The organism is Romboutsia maritimum, assembly GCF_002251085.2.
Classification (GTDB): Bacteria; Bacillota; Clostridia; order Peptostreptococcales; family Peptostreptococcaceae; genus Romboutsia_B; species Romboutsia_B maritimum.
The window spans coordinates 1-16,801 of record NZ_NOJZ02000021.1 but is presented as its reverse complement, the minus strand read 5'-3'; the positions used below and the strand labels follow the sequence as shown (position 1 = coordinate 16,801).

Below are 16,801 nucleotides of genomic sequence, written 5' to 3'. Positions count from 1 at the left end.
GCATTATACTATATACAAGGAGGCTAATATGAATTCTATAGAATTAAAAAGCAGAGCTAAAATAAATTTATCAATAGATGTGCTAGGAAAGAGACAAGATGGATATCATTTAGTCGAGATGATAATGCAGACCGTTGATTTATATGATTTTATAAAAATAAAAGAACTAGAATCAGAAGATGTAGTTATAAAAAGTAATAGTGTAGATATACCACTAAATGAAGAAAATATTGTTTTTAAGGCCATTAATTTATTAAAAAATAAATTTAATATAAATAAGGGAGTAGAGGTATTTATACAAAAAAATATTCCTATAGCAGCAGGTATGGCAGGGGGAAGCTCTAATGCAGCTGCAATTTTAGTAGGTCTTAATAAGATATGGAACTTAGGTTTATCAGAACTAGAATTACAAAAAATAGGGTTAAATCTAGGTGCAGACGTACCATTTTGTATTTCGGGAAAAGCTGCTCTTGCTCAAGGAATAGGTGAAAAACTTACTCCTATCATAGGATTGCCAGAAGAAACAAGTATATTAATATGCAAACCTGATTTATTTATTTCAACGAAAAAGGTTTATGAAAGCCTAGATTTAGATAACATTCAATATAGACCAGATAACAAGTATTTATTAGAAATGCTTAAAAACAAAGATGTAAAGTCTGTTGCAAAACATATGGTTAATGTACTTGAAAGTGTTACGATTAAGAATAATAGGGAAATAGATGAAATTAAGAAAATAATGATGGAAAATAATGCTTTAGGATCTATGATGAGTGGTAGTGGTCCAACAGTTTTTGGATTGTATGATAATAGGGACGATGCATTAAAAGGAAAAAAGGAACTGCTAAAAAAATATAATCAAGTGTATGTTGTTAGTAGTAGTGAGGAAGGAGTCGAGATTAATGGATAATTTGACGAAATTAAATTTAGACGATTATAAACCATTAAGAGATGTCGTATTTGAAAATTTAAGAGAAGCTATATTAGAAGGAAAGTTAAGACCAGGTCAAAGGTTAATGGAAGTTCAATTAGCGGAGCAATTAGGCGTAAGTAGGACACCAGTTAGAGAAGCGATAAGAAAACTAGAACTAGAAGGATTAGTAGTTATGTTGCCAAGAAAAGGTGCATATGTAGCTAATATGTCTTTAAAAGATATAATAGACGTGTTAGAGGTTAGAGCTAGTTTAGAAGGCTTATCAGCATCTCTAGCAGCGGAAAGAATAAGTGAAGAAGGTATAGAAGAGTTAAAAAGAATATCTGAGGAATTTAATACAAGTACTATAGAAGCAGATATAGATACTTTATTAAAAAAAGATGTTGAATTCCATGAATGTATATTTAAAGCTACTAATAATAAGAAATTGCATCAGCTAATAAATACTTTATGGGAACAAGTTTATAGATTTAGAGTAACTTATATATCTGATTATGATTCATCTGTAAGTATAATAGAGGAACACAAAAATATATTGGATGCTATAATATCTGGAGACAGTGAATTAGCTCAAAAATATGCAACTGAGCATATAGAAAAAGCTGAACAGTTTATGATAGAGAGAGCTATGAATAATAAAGAATTGTAAAAGAAGGTGGAGCCTTCTTTTTTTTATGGATTTGTATAAATAAATACGTATTGGAAATAATCAAGATATAAAAATATCTTGGGGGGATAAATTAAAATGAAAAGGATAAAAATTAGATTAACGGTTTTAATTTTAAGCTTAATATCAGTTTTATCAATAATGACAATATGTGTAAATAGTGAAGTGAAAAAAATAGATGATATATCTAGTAATTATAAAGATAAATTAATAAGATTTCATGTAATAGCTAATAGTGATTCAGAAGAAGACCAAGAATTAAAGTTAAAAGTAAGAGATGAAGTTATAAAATATTTACAACCAAAACTATCAAAATCTTCTAGTATAAAAGAAAGTGAAACTATCATAAAACATGAATATGATAATTTGGAAAAAATAAGTAAAAATATTATTTCTGAAAATGGATATAATTATGACGTAAAGGTAGGAATAAAATATAGCAATTTTCCTACAAAGCAATATTCTAATATTGTCCTACCATCAGGAGAATATAAAGCATTAAAAATAGTAATAGGTAAAGGTGAGGGAAAGAATTGGTGGTGTGTTATGTTTCCACCATTATGCTTTGTAGATGAAAACAATGGTGTAATAGATAAGGCAACAGACGAAAAGTTAAAATCTGTTTTAACTAAGGAGGAATATGATTTAATATCACAAAAAACTTCAAAACAATCTAGTAAAATAAAAATTAAATTTAAAATAGTGGAGATAATAAAAGAAATATTCTAGATAAATTAAGAATCATAAAGGAGTGACTTTAACTATGGAGAGGTGCTGTAAATTTATAGTTACCTTATTAGTTTTAACTTACGTTTTTATTCCTACAGAAATTGTGTTAGCAGAAGATAATGGTGTAAATGATTACGATATAGTACCAACAGCTCAATCAAAATCAACAAAAGAGCGAAGAAAAGAAGTAATACATTTAACTAATGAAGAGTTGCTACTATTGTCAAAATTAGTTACAGGAGAAGCTAGAGGAGAAACCTATGAAGGTCAAGTAGCGGTAGCAGCAGTTGTAATAAATAGGGTTATAGATCCTAGATTTCCAAATTCTATAGAAGACGTTATATATCAAAGAAATGCTTTTTCAGTTGTGAATGATGGTTCAATAAATATGAAACCTACAGAATCAGCATATAAAGCAGCACAGGAAGCTTTATACGGTCAAGATCCAACTAAGAGAGCTGTATATTTTTGGAATCCTGAGATAGCCACATGTCAGTGGATAAAAACTTTAGATCCTCATGTAAGAATAGGAAATCATGTGTTTGCTAAATAGTTAAAAATACATTACGGAAAATTATAGGTAAAGGAGCTTTTGCTCCTTTATTTTTTATTGAAAATAAACTATAATAATCACTTAGATAACAAAATTCATATAATATTTGAGATAAAATATTTAGCAGAAGGGTGACATAAAGATGAATAAACTAAATGTGGCTTTAATATTCGGTGGAAAATCAGGAGAACATGAGGTTTCGTTGCTATCAACAGCTTCGATATATAAACATATAAATAAAGAAAAATATAATGTTTTTACTATAGGGATAACAAAAGATGGAAAATGGATGTACTATGAAGGTACTGAAGAAAATATAAGAAATGGTAAGTGGGTTAATTTAGCAAATTTAAATGTGGAAATTAATTTAGTGCCTATGGGGAATAAAGAGGTTGGATTATTATTTGAAGATGGTCATATTGAAAAATTAGATGTACTTTTCCCAGTTTTACATGGACCTTATGGAGAAGATGGAACTATACAAGGTCTTTTCGAGATAAGTCAAATACCATATGTAGGATGTGGTGTTTTAGCTTCTAGTGTAGGTATGGATAAGCTAATTTGTAAAAAAGTATTTACTCAATTAGGGTTACCTCAAGTAAATTACACTGATACAAACAGATGGGTATTCAATAAAGAATCAGAAAAAGAATTAGATTCAATTGAAGACGAATTAAATTATCCTATTTTCGTAAAACCAGCAAATTTAGGTTCAAGTGTAGGTATATCTAAAGCAAATGATAGAAAAGAACTTTTAGAGGGAATAAACGAAGCTTTAAAATATGACTCTAGAATAGTTTTAGAGCAAGGTATAGATGCTAGAGAGATAGAAGTTGCAGTATTAGGTAATGAAGATGTAAAGGCATCTATAGCAGGAGAAATAAAACCAGCAAAAGATTTTTATGATTATGAAGATAAATATATAAATGGTACATCAACTTATGAGATACCTGCTAATATAGATTCTAAATCTATGGAAGATATAAGAAATATGGCAGTAAAGGCATTTAAAGGAATAGATGGAAAAGGTCTTTCTAGAGTTGATTTCTTTATAGATAAAAAATCAGGTGAAATATTTATAAATGAAATAAATACTTTACCTGGATTTACTAATATAAGTATGTATCCTAAAATGTGGGAAGCTACAGGTTTAGATTATGCTGATTTAATAGATAAACTTATAGATTTAGCATTAGATTCAAGAAAGTAAAGTAGGTGTTATAACATGAATAATAGACCAATAGGAGTATTTGATTCAGGGTTAGGGGGATTAACAGTTTTAAAAGCTATAAATAAAGTTCTTCCTAATGAAAATGTCATATATTTCGGAGATACAGCGAGAGTACCTTATGGACCGAGATCGAAAGAAACTATAATAAAATATACATTTCAAGCTATTAATTTTTTAATTTCTAAAAATGTAAAAGCTATAGTTATAGCTTGTAATACAGCGACTGCAAGGTCTTTGAAGGAAGCAAATCATAAATATGATTTGCCTATAATAGGTGTTATAGAAGCTGGAGCAAGAACTGCAGCATATTCTACTAAAAATAAAATAGTAGGAGTTATAGGAACTCAAGGAACAATAAGTTCGAAAGCTTATAATTTAGAAATAGGAAAAATAGATAAAGATATAAAAATAATAGATAAAGCATGTCCATTATTTGTACCAATTGTAGAAGAAGGTTGGGCAAATACAGACATAGCACACTTAACAGCAGAGAGATATCTGCAAGAATTAAAAGATCAAAATATAGATTCATTAGTTTTGGGATGCACACATTATCCTTTATTAAAAAGAACAATAGGAGAATTTGTAGGAACAGAAATAAAACTAGTTAATCCTGCTAAGGAAACAGCTCTTGACTTAAAAAAGATATTAGAAGAAAAAGATTTACTTAGAGAATCAGGTGATAGTCAATCAATATATGAATATTATGTTTCTGATATTCCTGAAAAGTTTGCAAGTATAGCACAAGAATTTTTAAAACAAGAAATAAGAGATATTAAACAAGTGGAAATATACAAATATTAGTTGATAAAATAAACTTTAGGTAGAAAATATCTAAAGTTTATCTTTTTAGGAGGTAAAATTACTGTGAATGTAAAAGTTAATATAAGAACAATACAGTATGATGAAAAAGGAGATAAAGACATCATAGATGTAGATGCTATAGGAAAGTTATATAAAAAAAATGAAGATATATATGTGGTATATAAAGAGGTAGAGGAAAGTAATGAAACAACAACAACTATAAAAATTTCTAAAGAAGAAATCAGTATAAAAAGATTTGGTCAAGTAAATTCAAATATGACTTTTAAAAAAGATAAGACTAGTGTTACTAAATATACAACACCTCAAGGTCTGTTTATTATAGAAACAGACACTAAAGATTTAAGTATAAATATAAAAGAAGATTATATAAAATTAAGCATAGATTATAATATAAAAATAATGGATATTTTCGAAGGTAAAAATAAAATACAAATAAATATACAGAATATCATGTAATATTTATTATAAAAAGTGTATTATAAAAGTAGTTATATAAATTTTATATGGGGTAGTGAAAAAACTACCTTTTATTTAATTTATTTGGTATTATTATATTTATACTAAATTTTGATAGCTTTGAAAAAATGTACAAGGGTTTATAGTTTTTTTATAGAAACTATAATTTAAAGTTAATAAAAACTAAATGTAAGAGGGATAATTATGATATTTGATAAAGTACGAAGTACGATAAATAAATATAATCTAATAGAAAAGGGCGACAAAATTGTACTAGGTTTATCTGGAGGGCCAGATTCAGTTTGTCTGTTACATATATTAAATAGATTAAAAGAAGAATTGGATATAGAAGTATATGCAGCTCATTTAAATCATCAAATAAGAGGAATAGAAGCCCAAAAGGATGCTTTGTATGTTTCTAAAATATGTGAAGATATGGGTATTACCTTTTTTGTTAAATCAATTAATGTACCTGAATATTGTGAAAAAAAAGGGGTATCTTTAGAAGAGGGGGCTAGAACTCTTAGATACAACATGTTTGATGAAATTAAGAAAAAAACAAAATCTAATAAAATTGCGATAGCTCATAATCTAAATGATCAAGCGGAAACTGTTTTGATGCGTATAATGAGAGGAACAGGTCTTCAAGGATTGCGCGGAATAGAGTATATAAGAGATGGTGTTATAATTAGACCTATTTTAGATATACAAAGAGAAGATATAGAAGCATATTGTGAACAATTTAATTTAAAGCCAAGAATAGATAAAACAAATTTAGAAAGTATATATACTAGAAATAAAATTAGATTACAACTTCTGCCATATATGAAGGATAATTTTAACTCTAATGTAATAGAATCTATAGTGAGAATGAGTAATAGTTTAAAATGTGATAGCGATTACATAGAGAAAGAAGCATTAATAAAATTTGATGAAATTTCTAAAAAGAGTAAAGATGCAGTTGAAATTGAATTATCAAAATATATTACTCTACATAATGCAGTAAAGGTAAGAATTTTTAGAAATAGTATAAAACATATACTTGGAGATACTAATTTTATAGATCAAAAGCATATAGAAGATATTATAGAATTAGAATCTGATTCAAAAATAGATAAAATGATAAATTTACCAAGAGGCGTGTTTGCTTATAGAAAAAAGAATAGTATAATATTAACTACTAAAGAAATAGTTAATGAAGAAATAGATTTTTGCTATAATATACCTAGTAATGGATTTATAAAAATTAAAGAATTAGGTGTTATTATTGAAACCAAAACAATGAGTATAGAGAGATACAAAAGTATAAAGGTTGATAAATCATCTAAAAAGTTTGATTTTAATAAGATAAAAGGAGGTATAATTATAAGAAATAGAGAGCCAGGAGATAAAATAAAGCTTTCTGTAGGAAGTAAAAAAATTAAAGACTTATTTATAGATTTAAAAATCCCAAGAGAAGATAGATGCAAAGTGCCTATAATTAAAGATGACCAAGGTATAATTTGTGTAGGGGATTATAAAGAAAGTGAAAATTATAAAATTGACTCAGAAACAAAAGAAGTCTTAAAGGTTAGCTTTAAGAAACTATAGAATAAAAACAACTTATGAAAGGAGGGCTTCTTTTGAATAAACTTTTAAAAGGGGCAGGTTTCTACCTACTGATTTTTATAATTATAGTAGGAATAGTCCAATTCTCAGGTAATCCTACAGAAAAAGTAGAGGAAATGAAATTTTCTGAAGTATATACACAATTAACTAAAGGAAATATTTCTAGATTGTATTTTGTAAATGAAACTTCAGTAGAAGGAACTGTTAAAGACACAAACGCTAAATTTAAATCATATGTACCTAAAGAAGTAATGGGAGATAAGCTTTCAGATGATATTTTACAGCAAACAATAGAGGGTAAATTAGTGTTTGGTGGAGAAGCAAAACCATCAACTCCATGGTTTGTAGATATGTTACCAACATTGATGTTAATATTCATCATGGTAATATTCTGGTTTGTATTTATGAATCAGTCTCAAGGTGGAGGCGGAAAGGTTATGAGTTTTGGTAAATCAAAAGCCAAAGTTCATAAAGATGATGAAAAGACAAGAGTTACATTTAAGGATGTAGCAGGTCTAACAGAGGAAAAGGAAGATCTACAAGAAGTTGTTGATTTTCTGAAAAATCCAAAGAGATATATTGAATTAGGAGCAAGAATACCAAAAGGGATACTTATGGTAGGACCTCCAGGAACAGGTAAGACATATTTATCAAGAGCAGTTGCTGGAGAAGCAGGAGTACCATTCTTTAGTATAAGTGGTTCTGATTTCGTTGAAATGTTTGTTGGTGTTGGTGCATCTAGAGTTAGAGATTTATTTGAGCAAGCTAAGAAAAATGCGCCAGCTATAATATTCATAGATGAAATAGATGCTGTTGGTAGAAAAAGGGGCGCTGGTCTTGGTGGTGGACATGATGAAAGAGAGCAAACTCTTAATCAGCTTCTAGTTGAGATGGATGGATTTGGTGTAAACCAAGGTATTATAATTATGGCAGCTACAAATAGACCTGATATACTAGACCCTGCTTTACTTAGACCAGGAAGATTTGATAGAGAAGTAGTTGTTGGTGCACCAGATGTTAGAGGAAGAGAAGCTATATTTAAAGTTCACTCTAGAAATAAGCCTTTAGCAGAAGATGTTAAAACAGAAGTTCTAGCAAGAAGAACACCTGGATTTACTCCAGCAGATATAGAAAATATTATGAATGAATCAGCTATATTAACAGCTAGAAGAAGAGAAAAGAAAATTCATATGGAAACTATAGAAGAAGCTATAACAAAAGTTATGGTTGGTGTAGCTAAAAAATCTAGAGTTATAAGTGAAAAAGATAGAAAACTAACAGCTTATCATGAAGCAGGTCATGCAATATGTATGCATGTACTTCCACATATAAGTCCAGTACATCAAGTAACTATCATACCAAGAGGAAGAGCAGGAGGATTTACAGAACCTCTTCCAACTGAAGATAAGATGTATGGAACTAAAAATGAAATGAAAGAAACTATAATTATGGCCCTTGGAGGAAGAGTAGCTGAGGAAATAGTTATAAAAGATATATCAACAGGAGCTTCAAATGACTTAGAAAGAGTTACTTCTATAGCTAGAGGTATGGTAACTAAGTATGGAATGAGTTCAAAACTTGGTCCTATGGTATTTGGAGATGGAGATGATGAAGTATTCTTAGGAAATAGTTTCACAAGTAAAAGAAACTATTCTGAAGAAGTTGCTTCTGAAATAGATAAGGAAATAAGACGTATAGTAGATGTTGCATACAGAGAGACTAAACACATATTAGAAGATAATATGGATAAATTAGAATATGTAGCTCAAGCGTTATTAGTACATGAAACTTTAGACTCAGATCAATTTATAAAAGCATTTAACAAAGAGTTATCTTTAGAACTAGAAGAGACTGTTGTTACAAAAGAAGATGAATCTGAAGATAGAGAAAATGTTGTAGAAAATAAATCTTCTGTAGACCTAATGAAAAAAGAAGATGTAAAACATGAAAATTCAGAAGAAGATAAATAAATTAAAAAAATAGGATCTATTATTTAGATCCTATTTTTTTAATTAATTGAATATATTGAAATATTATTTAAATTATAAGGATATACATAGGTTTTTAATTATAGATAGTAATGTATACTTTTATTATATGTGCATAACTAGATAAATTAGAGGTGTTATTATGAGAGAAAAAATAATAGAAAAAATACTAGAAAGTGGAATGGAGTTTGTTTCAGGTGAAGAATTATCTAAACAACTAGGAGTGTCACGAGCAGCAATATGGAAACATATTAAAGCATTAAGAGAAGAAGGATATAACATAGAATCTGTAAATAGAAAAGGGTATAGGCTAGCAGAAAGGCCGAGTGATTTGTTAGCTTCTAACAATATTTGCCATGAGCTAGATACTGATATAATAGGAAAAAAAGTTATTAGTTTTGAAACTATAGATTCAACTAATGATTATGCAAAACAAATAGCTACTAATGAAAATGAAGGAACTACTATAGTGAGTGAAGAACAAACTAGTGGTAGAGGACGTCTAGGAAGACATTGGCATTCTAAATCTCATGAGGGTATATGGATGAGTATAATATTAAAACCGAATATTGTACCGTATAAAGCGCCGTTTATAACTCTAATAGCAGGAGCTAGTATAGCTAAAGCACTTAATACATTAGGAGTAAACACGAAAATAAAATGGCCTAATGATGTTATAGTAAATGGCAAGAAAATTTGTGGAATATTAACGGAATTATCAGCAGAGATAGAAAGAATTAATTATGTTGTTTTAGGAATAGGTATAAATGTTAAAACTATGGAATTTTCAAGTGAAATAGAAAATATAGCTACTTCTTTATACAAAGAGGGATACAATTTATCAAGAGTAGATGTAGTTAAGGCTATAATAAAAGAATTTGAAACTTTATACTTTGACTATATTCATAAAAATTCAAAATTAGAGACATTAAAGGTTTGTAGGAATTATTCAGCTATAATTGGTAAAAAGATATATATATTACAAGGAGAAGATAGAGAATTAGTTAAATGTATAGATATAAATGAAGATGGGAATTTAATAGTAGAAAAGGATAATGGTTCTATTAAAGAAATTGTATCGGGTGAAGTTTCAATAAGAGGAGAGAAAGGATATGTATAGTAATATACTAGATGTTAAAGGCATTAAAGTAGGACAAGTTGAAGACAAGAAGGGTTTAACAGGATGTAGTGTTGTTATATGCGAAGAAGGAGCTGTTTGCGGTGTGGATGTTAGAGGGTCTGCTCCAGGGACTAGAGAAACAGATTTATTAGACCCTATAAATTTAGTTCAAAAAGTTCATGCAGTTGTACTTTCTGGAGGGTCAGCTTTTGGATTAGAATCTACTTGTGGTGTAAGTCGGTATTTAGAAGAAAAGGGAATTGGATTTGATGTAGGAGTAGGGAAAGTTCCTATTGTTGTAGGGGCGGTTTTATTTGATTTAGCAGTAGGGGACTATAAATGTAGACCGAGTATAGAAATGGGATATAAAGCATGTGAATTAGCTAATTCAAATAATTTGAAACAAGGAAACTACGGAGCAGGTTGTGGGGCTACGGTAGGCAAAATAAAAGGGCCTGGTTATGCAATGAAAGGTGGAATAGGAAGTTATTCTATAAAACTAGAGAGTGGACTAGTAGTTTCAGCTCTGATTGCGGTTAATGCTTTTGGAGATATTTATGAAAATGGAAAAATTATAGCAGGAGCATTGGATGAAACAAAAACAAAAACAATTAATAGTTATGAACTAATGAAACAAAGTGGGACAAAAGGTGGATTTAGCATAGATAATACAACCATAGGAGTAGTAGTTACTAATGCGAAGTTAAATAAGGCTGAATGTAAAAAGATATCTCAAATGTCTCACGATGGATATGCTAAGGCTATTTTCCCAATTCATACACCTCATGATGGCGATACTATTTTTACAATGGCTACAGGAGAAATAGAAACAGATTTAACGCTATTAGGAAGTATAGCAACAGAGGTAGTTGAAAAAAGTATAACAAATGCAATTAAAAATGCTGAAAGTGTAGGAAATATATTATCATATAAAGAAATATTTGGCGAATAAGAATTATTGACAATGTCATTACCTATTGATAAAATTGTTTTTGTTACAGCTGGCATCCTATAAATTAGGAGCCTGACTTATTATCAAGGGTAACAAACTAAGTAAAAATTAAAAAATTAAGAAGTCCGGCATCGTAATGAGCTGGAACGGGGGTGTATTTTTATGATGGAAACACAAACATCATCAAGAAAAAATGTAAATGTAAGAAGGATAACTATAATAGCTATACTTTCAGCTATATCAATTATGTTATCAATGGTTCCTTTTTTAGGATACATTCAAATAGGACCTATAGCTATTACTACAATGTATATACCTGTAATAATAGGTGCTATAATAGAAGGACCAGTAGTAGGAATGGTAGTAGGTTTTATATTTGGTGCAACGAGCCTTTTAAGAGCGCTTACTATGCCTACAATAACATCTTTTCCATTTATTAATCCACTAGTATCTATACTGCCAAGAGTGTTGATAGGAATACTAGCTTATTACTCATACAGATTAGCTATTAAGGTAACTAAAAATGTATATGTATCTGGATTAGTAGCAGGAGCAATTGGAGCAATTACAAATACCATTGGTGTTTTGGGAATGCTTTATGTTCTTTACGGAGAAAGATATGCAAAGGCTCTAGGAGAAAGTGCATCTGCAGCAAAGAAACTTATATTTACAATTGCGGCAACAAATGGAATACCTGAAGCTGTAGGTGGAGCTTTAGTAGTATCTGCTGTTGCGGTTATACTTAAAAAAAGCAAAAATTAGAAAGAAGGTTAATGATATATGCTTTTAGTATTCGACATTGGAAATACCAATATGGTTTTAGGTATATATAAAGATAAAGAACTAATCAAGGATTGGAGAATTAATACAGATAAACAAAAAACATCTGATGAATATGGTATGCTAATAAATAGTTTATTCCAGTATGAAAAAATGGATATTAGCGTAATTGATGATATTATAATATCATCTGTTGTACCTGATGTTATGCATTCTCTTGAAAATTTCTGTATAAAGTACTGTAATAAACAACCTATGATAGTAGGTCCTGGAATAAAAACAGGATTAAATATTAAATATGATAACCCAAAACAAGTTGGAGCTGACAGAATAGTAAATGCAGTAGCTGGTATAGATAAATATAAAGCTCCTCTTATAATAGTTGATTTTGGAACTGCCACAACATTTTGTGCAATCTCAGATAAAGGTGACTATTTAGGAGGGACGATAGCTCCGGGTATAAAGATATCAAGTGAAGCTTTATTCCAAAGAGCATCAAAGTTACCTAGGGTAGAACTTATTAAGTCTGGAACTACTATTTGTAAAAACACTGTATCAGCAATGCAATCTGGAATAATCTACGGATACGTAGGGTTGGTAGATAAAATAATAGAAATGATGAAAAAAGAACTAAACTATGATAATATTAAAGTAGTTGCCACAGGTGGATTAGCTGTATTAATAGCATCAGAAACTAAAAGTATAGATCATGTAGATAAATTTTTAACTTTAGAAGGTTTAAGATTAATATACGAGAAAAATAAGGAATAATAGAAAAGGAATTGGATTATTAATCCAGTTCCTTTTTTGTGATAATGAATGGACTTATGGATATAAATAATAAAAACTACAACTTTAATTAAAATATCATAATTAAATAAGGAGAAAAAATATGAAGATAGGGAATGTCGAATTAAAAAATAAAGTTTTTTTATCACCAATGGCAGGAGTTACAGACCTTCCTTTTAGGCTAATATGTAAAGAACAAAACTGTGGATTACTTTATACTGAAATGATAAATGCAAAGGCACTTTGTTATGATGATGAAAATACTAAAAAAATGCTTAAGATAGAAGAAAAAGAACATCCTGTTGCAGTCCAAATTTTTGGATCTGATCCAGACTTTATGGGTAGAGCTGCTGAAATAATGAATGATTATTCAAATGAAATACTTGATATAAATATGGGGTGTCCAGCACCTAAGGTTATAAAAAATGGAGATGGATCAGCTCTAATGAAAAATCCTAAGCTAGTAGAGCAGGTTTTAACTTCTGTAGTAAAAAATTCTAAAAAACCTGTTACTGTAAAAATTAGAAAAGGTTGGGATGACGAAAATATAAATGCTATTGAAATTGCAAAGATTGCAGAATATTGTGGGATAAGTGCATTAGCTATACATGGTAGAACAAGGGAACAATATTACTCCGGCAAGGCAGATTGGGACATAATATCTCAAATTAAAAACAATATAAGTATACCAGTTATAGGGAATGGTGACGTTTTTGAAGTAGAAGATGCAATAAATATGTTAGACAAAACTCACTGTGATGCTATAATGATAGGTAGAGGTGCTCAAGGAAATCCTTGGATATTTAAGAGGATAAATCATTATATGCAGACTGGAGAGATTTTACCGGAAGCAACAGTTGAAGAAAAAATGAATACAGCTATTAAACATTTAAAACTAGCAGTTAAAGAGCATGGAGAGTATGTAGCTGTTAGAGAAATGAGAAAACATATTGCTTGGTACTTAAAAGGTCTTAGACATTCGGCTAAAGTTAGAGATGAAATTAATAAGATAGAGAGTTGTGAAGAAGTAATAGATAAGCTAAATAGCTATATGCAACACTCCTTGACATTAGAATAAGAGTAACTTATAATATACCGCATAAATTAAAATAAGTATAAAAAATTAAACTATAATTAGGTTGGTTCCTAAGCAGATAGAAAAGGAGTTGTAGGGGTTATGGAAGAAAACAAGGAAATACTGTTAACTCAAGAAGGTTACAGTAAATTAGAGGAAGAACTAGAGTACTCAAAAGCAGTTAAAAGAAGAGAAGTTGCTGAGAGAATAAAAGTAGCTATATCTTTTGGAGATATATCTGAGAATGCTGAGTATGATGAAGCAAAAAATGAGCAAGCTCAATTAGAAGAAAGAATAATGAAATTAGAAAACATGATTAGAAAAGCTACAATTATAGATGAAAGTAAGATAGATTTAAATAAAGTTACAATAGGATCTATAGTTAAAGTTAATGATATAGAGTTTGATGAAGAAGTTGAGTATACTATAGTAGGTTCAGCAGAAGCAGATCCATATGATGGTAAAATATCTAATGAATCGCCTGTTGGAAAAGCTCTATTAGGGAGAGGTACAGGAGAAGTAGTGGATGTTCACGTTCCTGATGGGGTTGCTAAGTTTAAAATACTAGAAATAAGAAGATAAATGGAGGGAAGAAAATGAATAAAGATCAACAAAATATTATAGAAGAACAATCTCAAGAAAATCTTAGTGAGGTTCTTCAAGTAAGAAGAGATAAATTAGCTAAACTACAAGAAATGGGAAGAGACCCTTTCCACCAAAGTAGATATGATAGAACTAGTAATTCTATGGAAATAAAAAATAATTTTGAAACTACAGAAGGTACAGTTGTAAAAATAGCTGGACGTATAATGAGCAAAAGAATACAAGGTAAAGCTGGTTTTATAGATTTACAAGACCAAGAAGGAAGAATACAATGTTATGTTAGATTAGATGCAATAGGGGAAGAAGAATATTCAATATTCTCTACATACGATATAGGAGATATAATAGGTATTGAAGGAACAGTATTCAAAACTAAAAGAGAAGAGATATCTGTAAAAGCTAGTAATGTTATATTATTATCTAAATCTCTTCAAGTATTACCAGAAAAATATCATGGATTAAAAGATCCAGATTTAAGATATAGACAAAGATATGTTGATTTAATAGTAAATCCAGAAGTAAAAGAAGCTTTCTTAATAAGAACTAAAGCATTAAAAGCTTTAAGATCATATTTAGATGAAAGAGGATTCTTAGAAGTTGAAACTCCAATATTAAATACAATAGCAGGTGGAGCAAATGCTAAACCGTTTATAACTCACCATAATACATTAGATATACCAATGTACTTAAGAATAGCTAATGAGTTATATTTAAAGAGACTTATAGTTGGTGGATTTGATAAAGTGTACGAAATGGGTAGAATGTTTAGAAATGAAGGTATGTCTATAAAGCATAATCCAGAGTATACAGCAATAGAATTATACCAAGCATATGCAGATTATACAGACATGATGAATATAACTGAAAATGTTGTTGCTCATATGGCTAAAGAAGCTACTGGAAGTATGAAAATAAATTACCAAGGAATAGAAATAGATTTTACACCTCCATGGAAAAGAATGACTATGGAAGAGTGTGTTAAAGAATATACAGGTGTAGATTTCTCTACTATAGATACAGATGAAGAAGCTTTAGCTATAGCTAAAGAAAAAGGAATAGAATTAACTCCAGGTATGAGAAGAGGAGAAGTTATAAATGCATTCTTCGAAGAGTTTGGAGAAGATAAATTAATACAACCTACATTTATAACTCATCACCCAGTTGAAGTATCACCTTTAGCTAAGAGAAATGTAGAAGACCCAAGAAAGACTGATAGATTTGAAGCTTTCGCAAATAGATGGGAATTAGCAAATGCTTTCTCTGAACTTAATGACCCTATTGACCAAAAAGGAAGATTTATGGATCAATTAAGAAAGAAAGAACTAGGTGATGATGAAGCTTGTGATATGGATGAGGACTTCTTAAATGCACTTGAAGTAGGTTTACCTCCTACTGGTGGATTAGGAATAGGTATAGATAGAGTTATGATGTTATTAACTAACTCTGCATCAATCAGAGATGTATTATTATTCCCTACTATGAAACCTATAGAAACTAATCAAAATAAAATAGAAGAATAAGCTAAAAATTTTAAAAATCATGAAAGAGTTATATTAAAGATATTATTTTAATATAACTCTTTTTTATTTTAAAATAAGTTAATTTGTTTTTATTTTGAAAAAAGCTTAGAAAAAATTAATGTTAAAGTCATCAATATACATTAAAAACTGATATATATTGATGTAATAAAATATCAAAAGTTGAAAAATATAAGACAAGCTATATTTTTATGAGAATTTAAGATATATTTTTTATAAAGGAAAAAGACATATAAGTTAAGAAATAGATATAAAAATGATTATTGGAGGGTTTTATTATGTTTGAAATAGTTAACTGGTTATGTCTTATATGTATAAGCTTTTTAGTTATAGAAATAATGGTTTATTTTTGTAGTGATGCACTGAAAATTTTTAACTCTACAAAAAAAACATCTAATAAAAATATAAACAAACCTAGTATTCAAGCAGATTTATGTACGAAAGGAAGAAAAATTGCAAAATAATTATAAAAAAAATTAAAAAAAGTATTGACCATATTTTTCAAAGGTGGTATAGTATTACTTGTCCTTGAGAAACAAGGAAAACAAAACGAAGAACTTTGAAAATTAAACAGTAGGTTAATTTATAGAATTTGAAACAACCAAACAAAGCCAGATATATAACAGTATCTGAGCCCATCAAAACTTTTATTTGAGAGTTTGATCCTGGCTCAGGATGAACGCTGGCGGCGTGCCTAACACATGCAAGTCGAGCGATTCTCTTCGGAGAAGAGCGGCGGACGGGTGAGTAACGCGTGGGTAACCTGCCCTGTACACACGGATAACATACCGAAAGGTATGCTAATACGAGATAAAGTGCTATGAAGACATCTTCGAAGCACCAAAGCTTTAGCGGTACAGGATGGACCCGCGTCTGATTAGCTAGTTGGTAAGGTAACGGCTTACCAAGGCGACGATCAGTAGCCGACCTGAGAGGGTGATCGGCCACATTGG

At 29.7% G+C, this 16,801-nt stretch carries 17 protein-coding genes and 1 rRNA gene; all 18 read left to right on the top strand.

The genetic code is table 11. From position 1 onward, the window contains the following. Positions 1-28 precede the first annotated feature (28 nt). A complete protein-coding gene (ispE, locus tag CHF27_RS10430; protein ID WP_095406721.1) occupies positions 29-910 on the top strand; it encodes a 4-(cytidine 5'-diphospho)-2-C-methyl-D-erythritol kinase in 882 nt (293 codons plus the stop codon). Beyond that, entirely contained in the window at positions 903-1,583 is a 681-nt protein-coding gene (locus tag CHF27_RS10425; protein ID WP_095406720.1) for a GntR family transcriptional regulator, read from the top strand. Before ispE ends, CHF27_RS10425 begins: the two co-directional genes overlap by 8 nt. A 96-nt stretch (positions 1,584-1,679) precedes the next feature. Further along, positions 1,680-2,330: a stage II sporulation protein R gene (gene spoIIR / locus CHF27_RS10420; protein ID WP_095406719.1), complete on the top strand. Its 651-nt coding sequence runs from the start codon at positions 1,680-1,682 to the stop codon at positions 2,328-2,330. Positions 2,331-2,364: 34 nt separating this feature from the next. Continuing rightward, on the top strand, positions 2,365-2,883 hold the full coding sequence (locus tag CHF27_RS10415) for a cell wall hydrolase (protein ID WP_095406718.1): 519 nt from the start codon (positions 2,365-2,367) through the stop codon (positions 2,881-2,883). A gap of 142 nt (positions 2,884-3,025) precedes the next feature. After that, complete coding sequence (locus tag CHF27_RS10410; protein WP_095406717.1) at positions 3,026-4,093, top strand: D-alanine--D-alanine ligase family protein; 1,068 nt, start codon at positions 3,026-3,028, stop codon at positions 4,091-4,093. A 15-nt stretch (positions 4,094-4,108) separates the two neighbouring features. After that, positions 4,109-4,918, top strand: a complete 810-nt coding sequence (gene murI / locus CHF27_RS10405) for a glutamate racemase (protein ID WP_095406716.1) — start codon at positions 4,109-4,111, stop codon at positions 4,916-4,918. A 63-nt stretch (positions 4,919-4,981) separates the two neighbouring features. Then, positions 4,982-5,395 (top strand): DUF1934 domain-containing protein, encoded by a 414-nt coding sequence (locus tag CHF27_RS10400; RefSeq protein WP_095406715.1) that lies wholly within the window; start codon positions 4,982-4,984, stop codon positions 5,393-5,395. Between the two features lie 204 nt (positions 5,396-5,599). Further along, positions 5,600-6,985 carry a tRNA lysidine(34) synthetase TilS gene (gene tilS / locus CHF27_RS10395; protein WP_095406714.1) on the top strand — a complete coding sequence of 462 codons (1,386 nt, stop codon included), beginning with the start codon at positions 5,600-5,602 and terminating at the stop codon, positions 6,983-6,985. Between the two features lie 32 nt (positions 6,986-7,017). After that, complete coding sequence (gene ftsH / locus CHF27_RS10390) at positions 7,018-8,973, top strand: ATP-dependent zinc metalloprotease FtsH (RefSeq protein WP_095406713.1); 1,956 nt, start codon at positions 7,018-7,020, stop codon at positions 8,971-8,973. Between the two features lie 160 nt (positions 8,974-9,133). Further along, positions 9,134-10,111 (top strand): biotin--[acetyl-CoA-carboxylase] ligase, encoded by a 978-nt coding sequence (locus CHF27_RS10385; protein WP_095406712.1) that lies wholly within the window; start codon positions 9,134-9,136, stop codon positions 10,109-10,111. Further along, positions 10,104-11,063, top strand: a complete 960-nt coding sequence (locus tag CHF27_RS10380; RefSeq protein WP_095406711.1) for a P1 family peptidase — start codon at positions 10,104-10,106, stop codon at positions 11,061-11,063. Before CHF27_RS10385 ends, CHF27_RS10380 begins: the two co-directional genes overlap by 8 nt. A gap of 162 nt (positions 11,064-11,225) precedes the next feature. Beyond that, positions 11,226-11,825: an ECF transporter S component gene (locus CHF27_RS10375; protein WP_095406710.1), complete on the top strand. Its 600-nt coding sequence runs from the start codon at positions 11,226-11,228 to the stop codon at positions 11,823-11,825. 18 nt (positions 11,826-11,843) lie between these two features. After that, entirely contained in the window at positions 11,844-12,614 is a 771-nt protein-coding gene (locus tag CHF27_RS10370; RefSeq protein WP_095406709.1) for a type III pantothenate kinase, read from the top strand. A gap of 121 nt (positions 12,615-12,735) precedes the next feature. Continuing rightward, positions 12,736-13,710: a tRNA dihydrouridine synthase DusB gene (gene dusB / locus CHF27_RS10365; protein ID WP_095406708.1), complete on the top strand. Its 975-nt coding sequence runs from the start codon at positions 12,736-12,738 to the stop codon at positions 13,708-13,710. 99 nt (positions 13,711-13,809) lie between these two features. Next, positions 13,810-14,289, top strand: a complete 480-nt coding sequence (gene greA, locus CHF27_RS10360; RefSeq protein WP_095406707.1) for a transcription elongation factor GreA — start codon at positions 13,810-13,812, stop codon at positions 14,287-14,289. A 14-nt stretch (positions 14,290-14,303) separates the two neighbouring features. Further along, positions 14,304-15,830, top strand: coding sequence for a lysine--tRNA ligase (gene lysS, locus CHF27_RS10355; protein WP_095406706.1), 1,527 nt, complete (start codon positions 14,304-14,306; stop codon positions 15,828-15,830). 296 nt (positions 15,831-16,126) lie between these two features. After that, a complete protein-coding gene (locus CHF27_RS10350) occupies positions 16,127-16,312 on the top strand; it encodes a hypothetical protein (RefSeq protein WP_095406705.1) in 186 nt (61 codons plus the stop codon). 183 nt (positions 16,313-16,495) lie between these two features. Then, positions 16,496-16,801 (top strand): 16S ribosomal RNA (locus CHF27_RS10345); the annotation flags it as partial.

Bases quoted from the DNA above. Each gene is read 5' to 3' on its own strand.
- tilS (WP_095406714.1), top strand. From the start codon at position 5,600: ATGATATTTGATAAAGTACGAAGTACGATAAATAAATATAATCTAATA.
- CHF27_RS10375 (WP_095406710.1), top strand. From the start codon at position 11,226: ATGATGGAAACACAAACATCATCAAGAAAAAATGTAAATGTAAGAAGG.
- spoIIR (WP_095406719.1), top strand. From the start codon at position 1,680: ATGAAAAGGATAAAAATTAGATTAACGGTTTTAATTTTAAGCTTAATA.
- CHF27_RS10425 (WP_095406720.1), top strand. From the start codon at position 903: ATGGATAATTTGACGAAATTAAATTTAGACGATTATAAACCATTAAGA.
- greA (WP_095406707.1), top strand. From the start codon at position 13,810: ATGGAAGAAAACAAGGAAATACTGTTAACTCAAGAAGGTTACAGTAAA.
- CHF27_RS10380 (WP_095406711.1), top strand. From the start codon at position 10,104: ATGTATAGTAATATACTAGATGTTAAAGGCATTAAAGTAGGACAAGTT.
- CHF27_RS10385 (WP_095406712.1), top strand. From the start codon at position 9,134: ATGAGAGAAAAAATAATAGAAAAAATACTAGAAAGTGGAATGGAGTTT.
- ispE (WP_095406721.1), top strand. From the start codon at position 29: ATGAATTCTATAGAATTAAAAAGCAGAGCTAAAATAAATTTATCAATA.
- CHF27_RS10410 (WP_095406717.1), top strand. From the start codon at position 3,026: ATGAATAAACTAAATGTGGCTTTAATATTCGGTGGAAAATCAGGAGAA.
- dusB (WP_095406708.1), top strand. From the start codon at position 12,736: ATGAAGATAGGGAATGTCGAATTAAAAAATAAAGTTTTTTTATCACCA.
- lysS (WP_095406706.1), top strand. From the start codon at position 14,304: ATGAATAAAGATCAACAAAATATTATAGAAGAACAATCTCAAGAAAAT.
- murI (WP_095406716.1), top strand. From the start codon at position 4,109: ATGAATAATAGACCAATAGGAGTATTTGATTCAGGGTTAGGGGGATTA.
- CHF27_RS10350 (WP_095406705.1), top strand. From the start codon at position 16,127: ATGTTTGAAATAGTTAACTGGTTATGTCTTATATGTATAAGCTTTTTA.
- CHF27_RS10415 (WP_095406718.1), top strand. From the start codon at position 2,365: ATGGAGAGGTGCTGTAAATTTATAGTTACCTTATTAGTTTTAACTTAC.
- CHF27_RS10370 (WP_095406709.1), top strand. From the start codon at position 11,844: ATGCTTTTAGTATTCGACATTGGAAATACCAATATGGTTTTAGGTATA.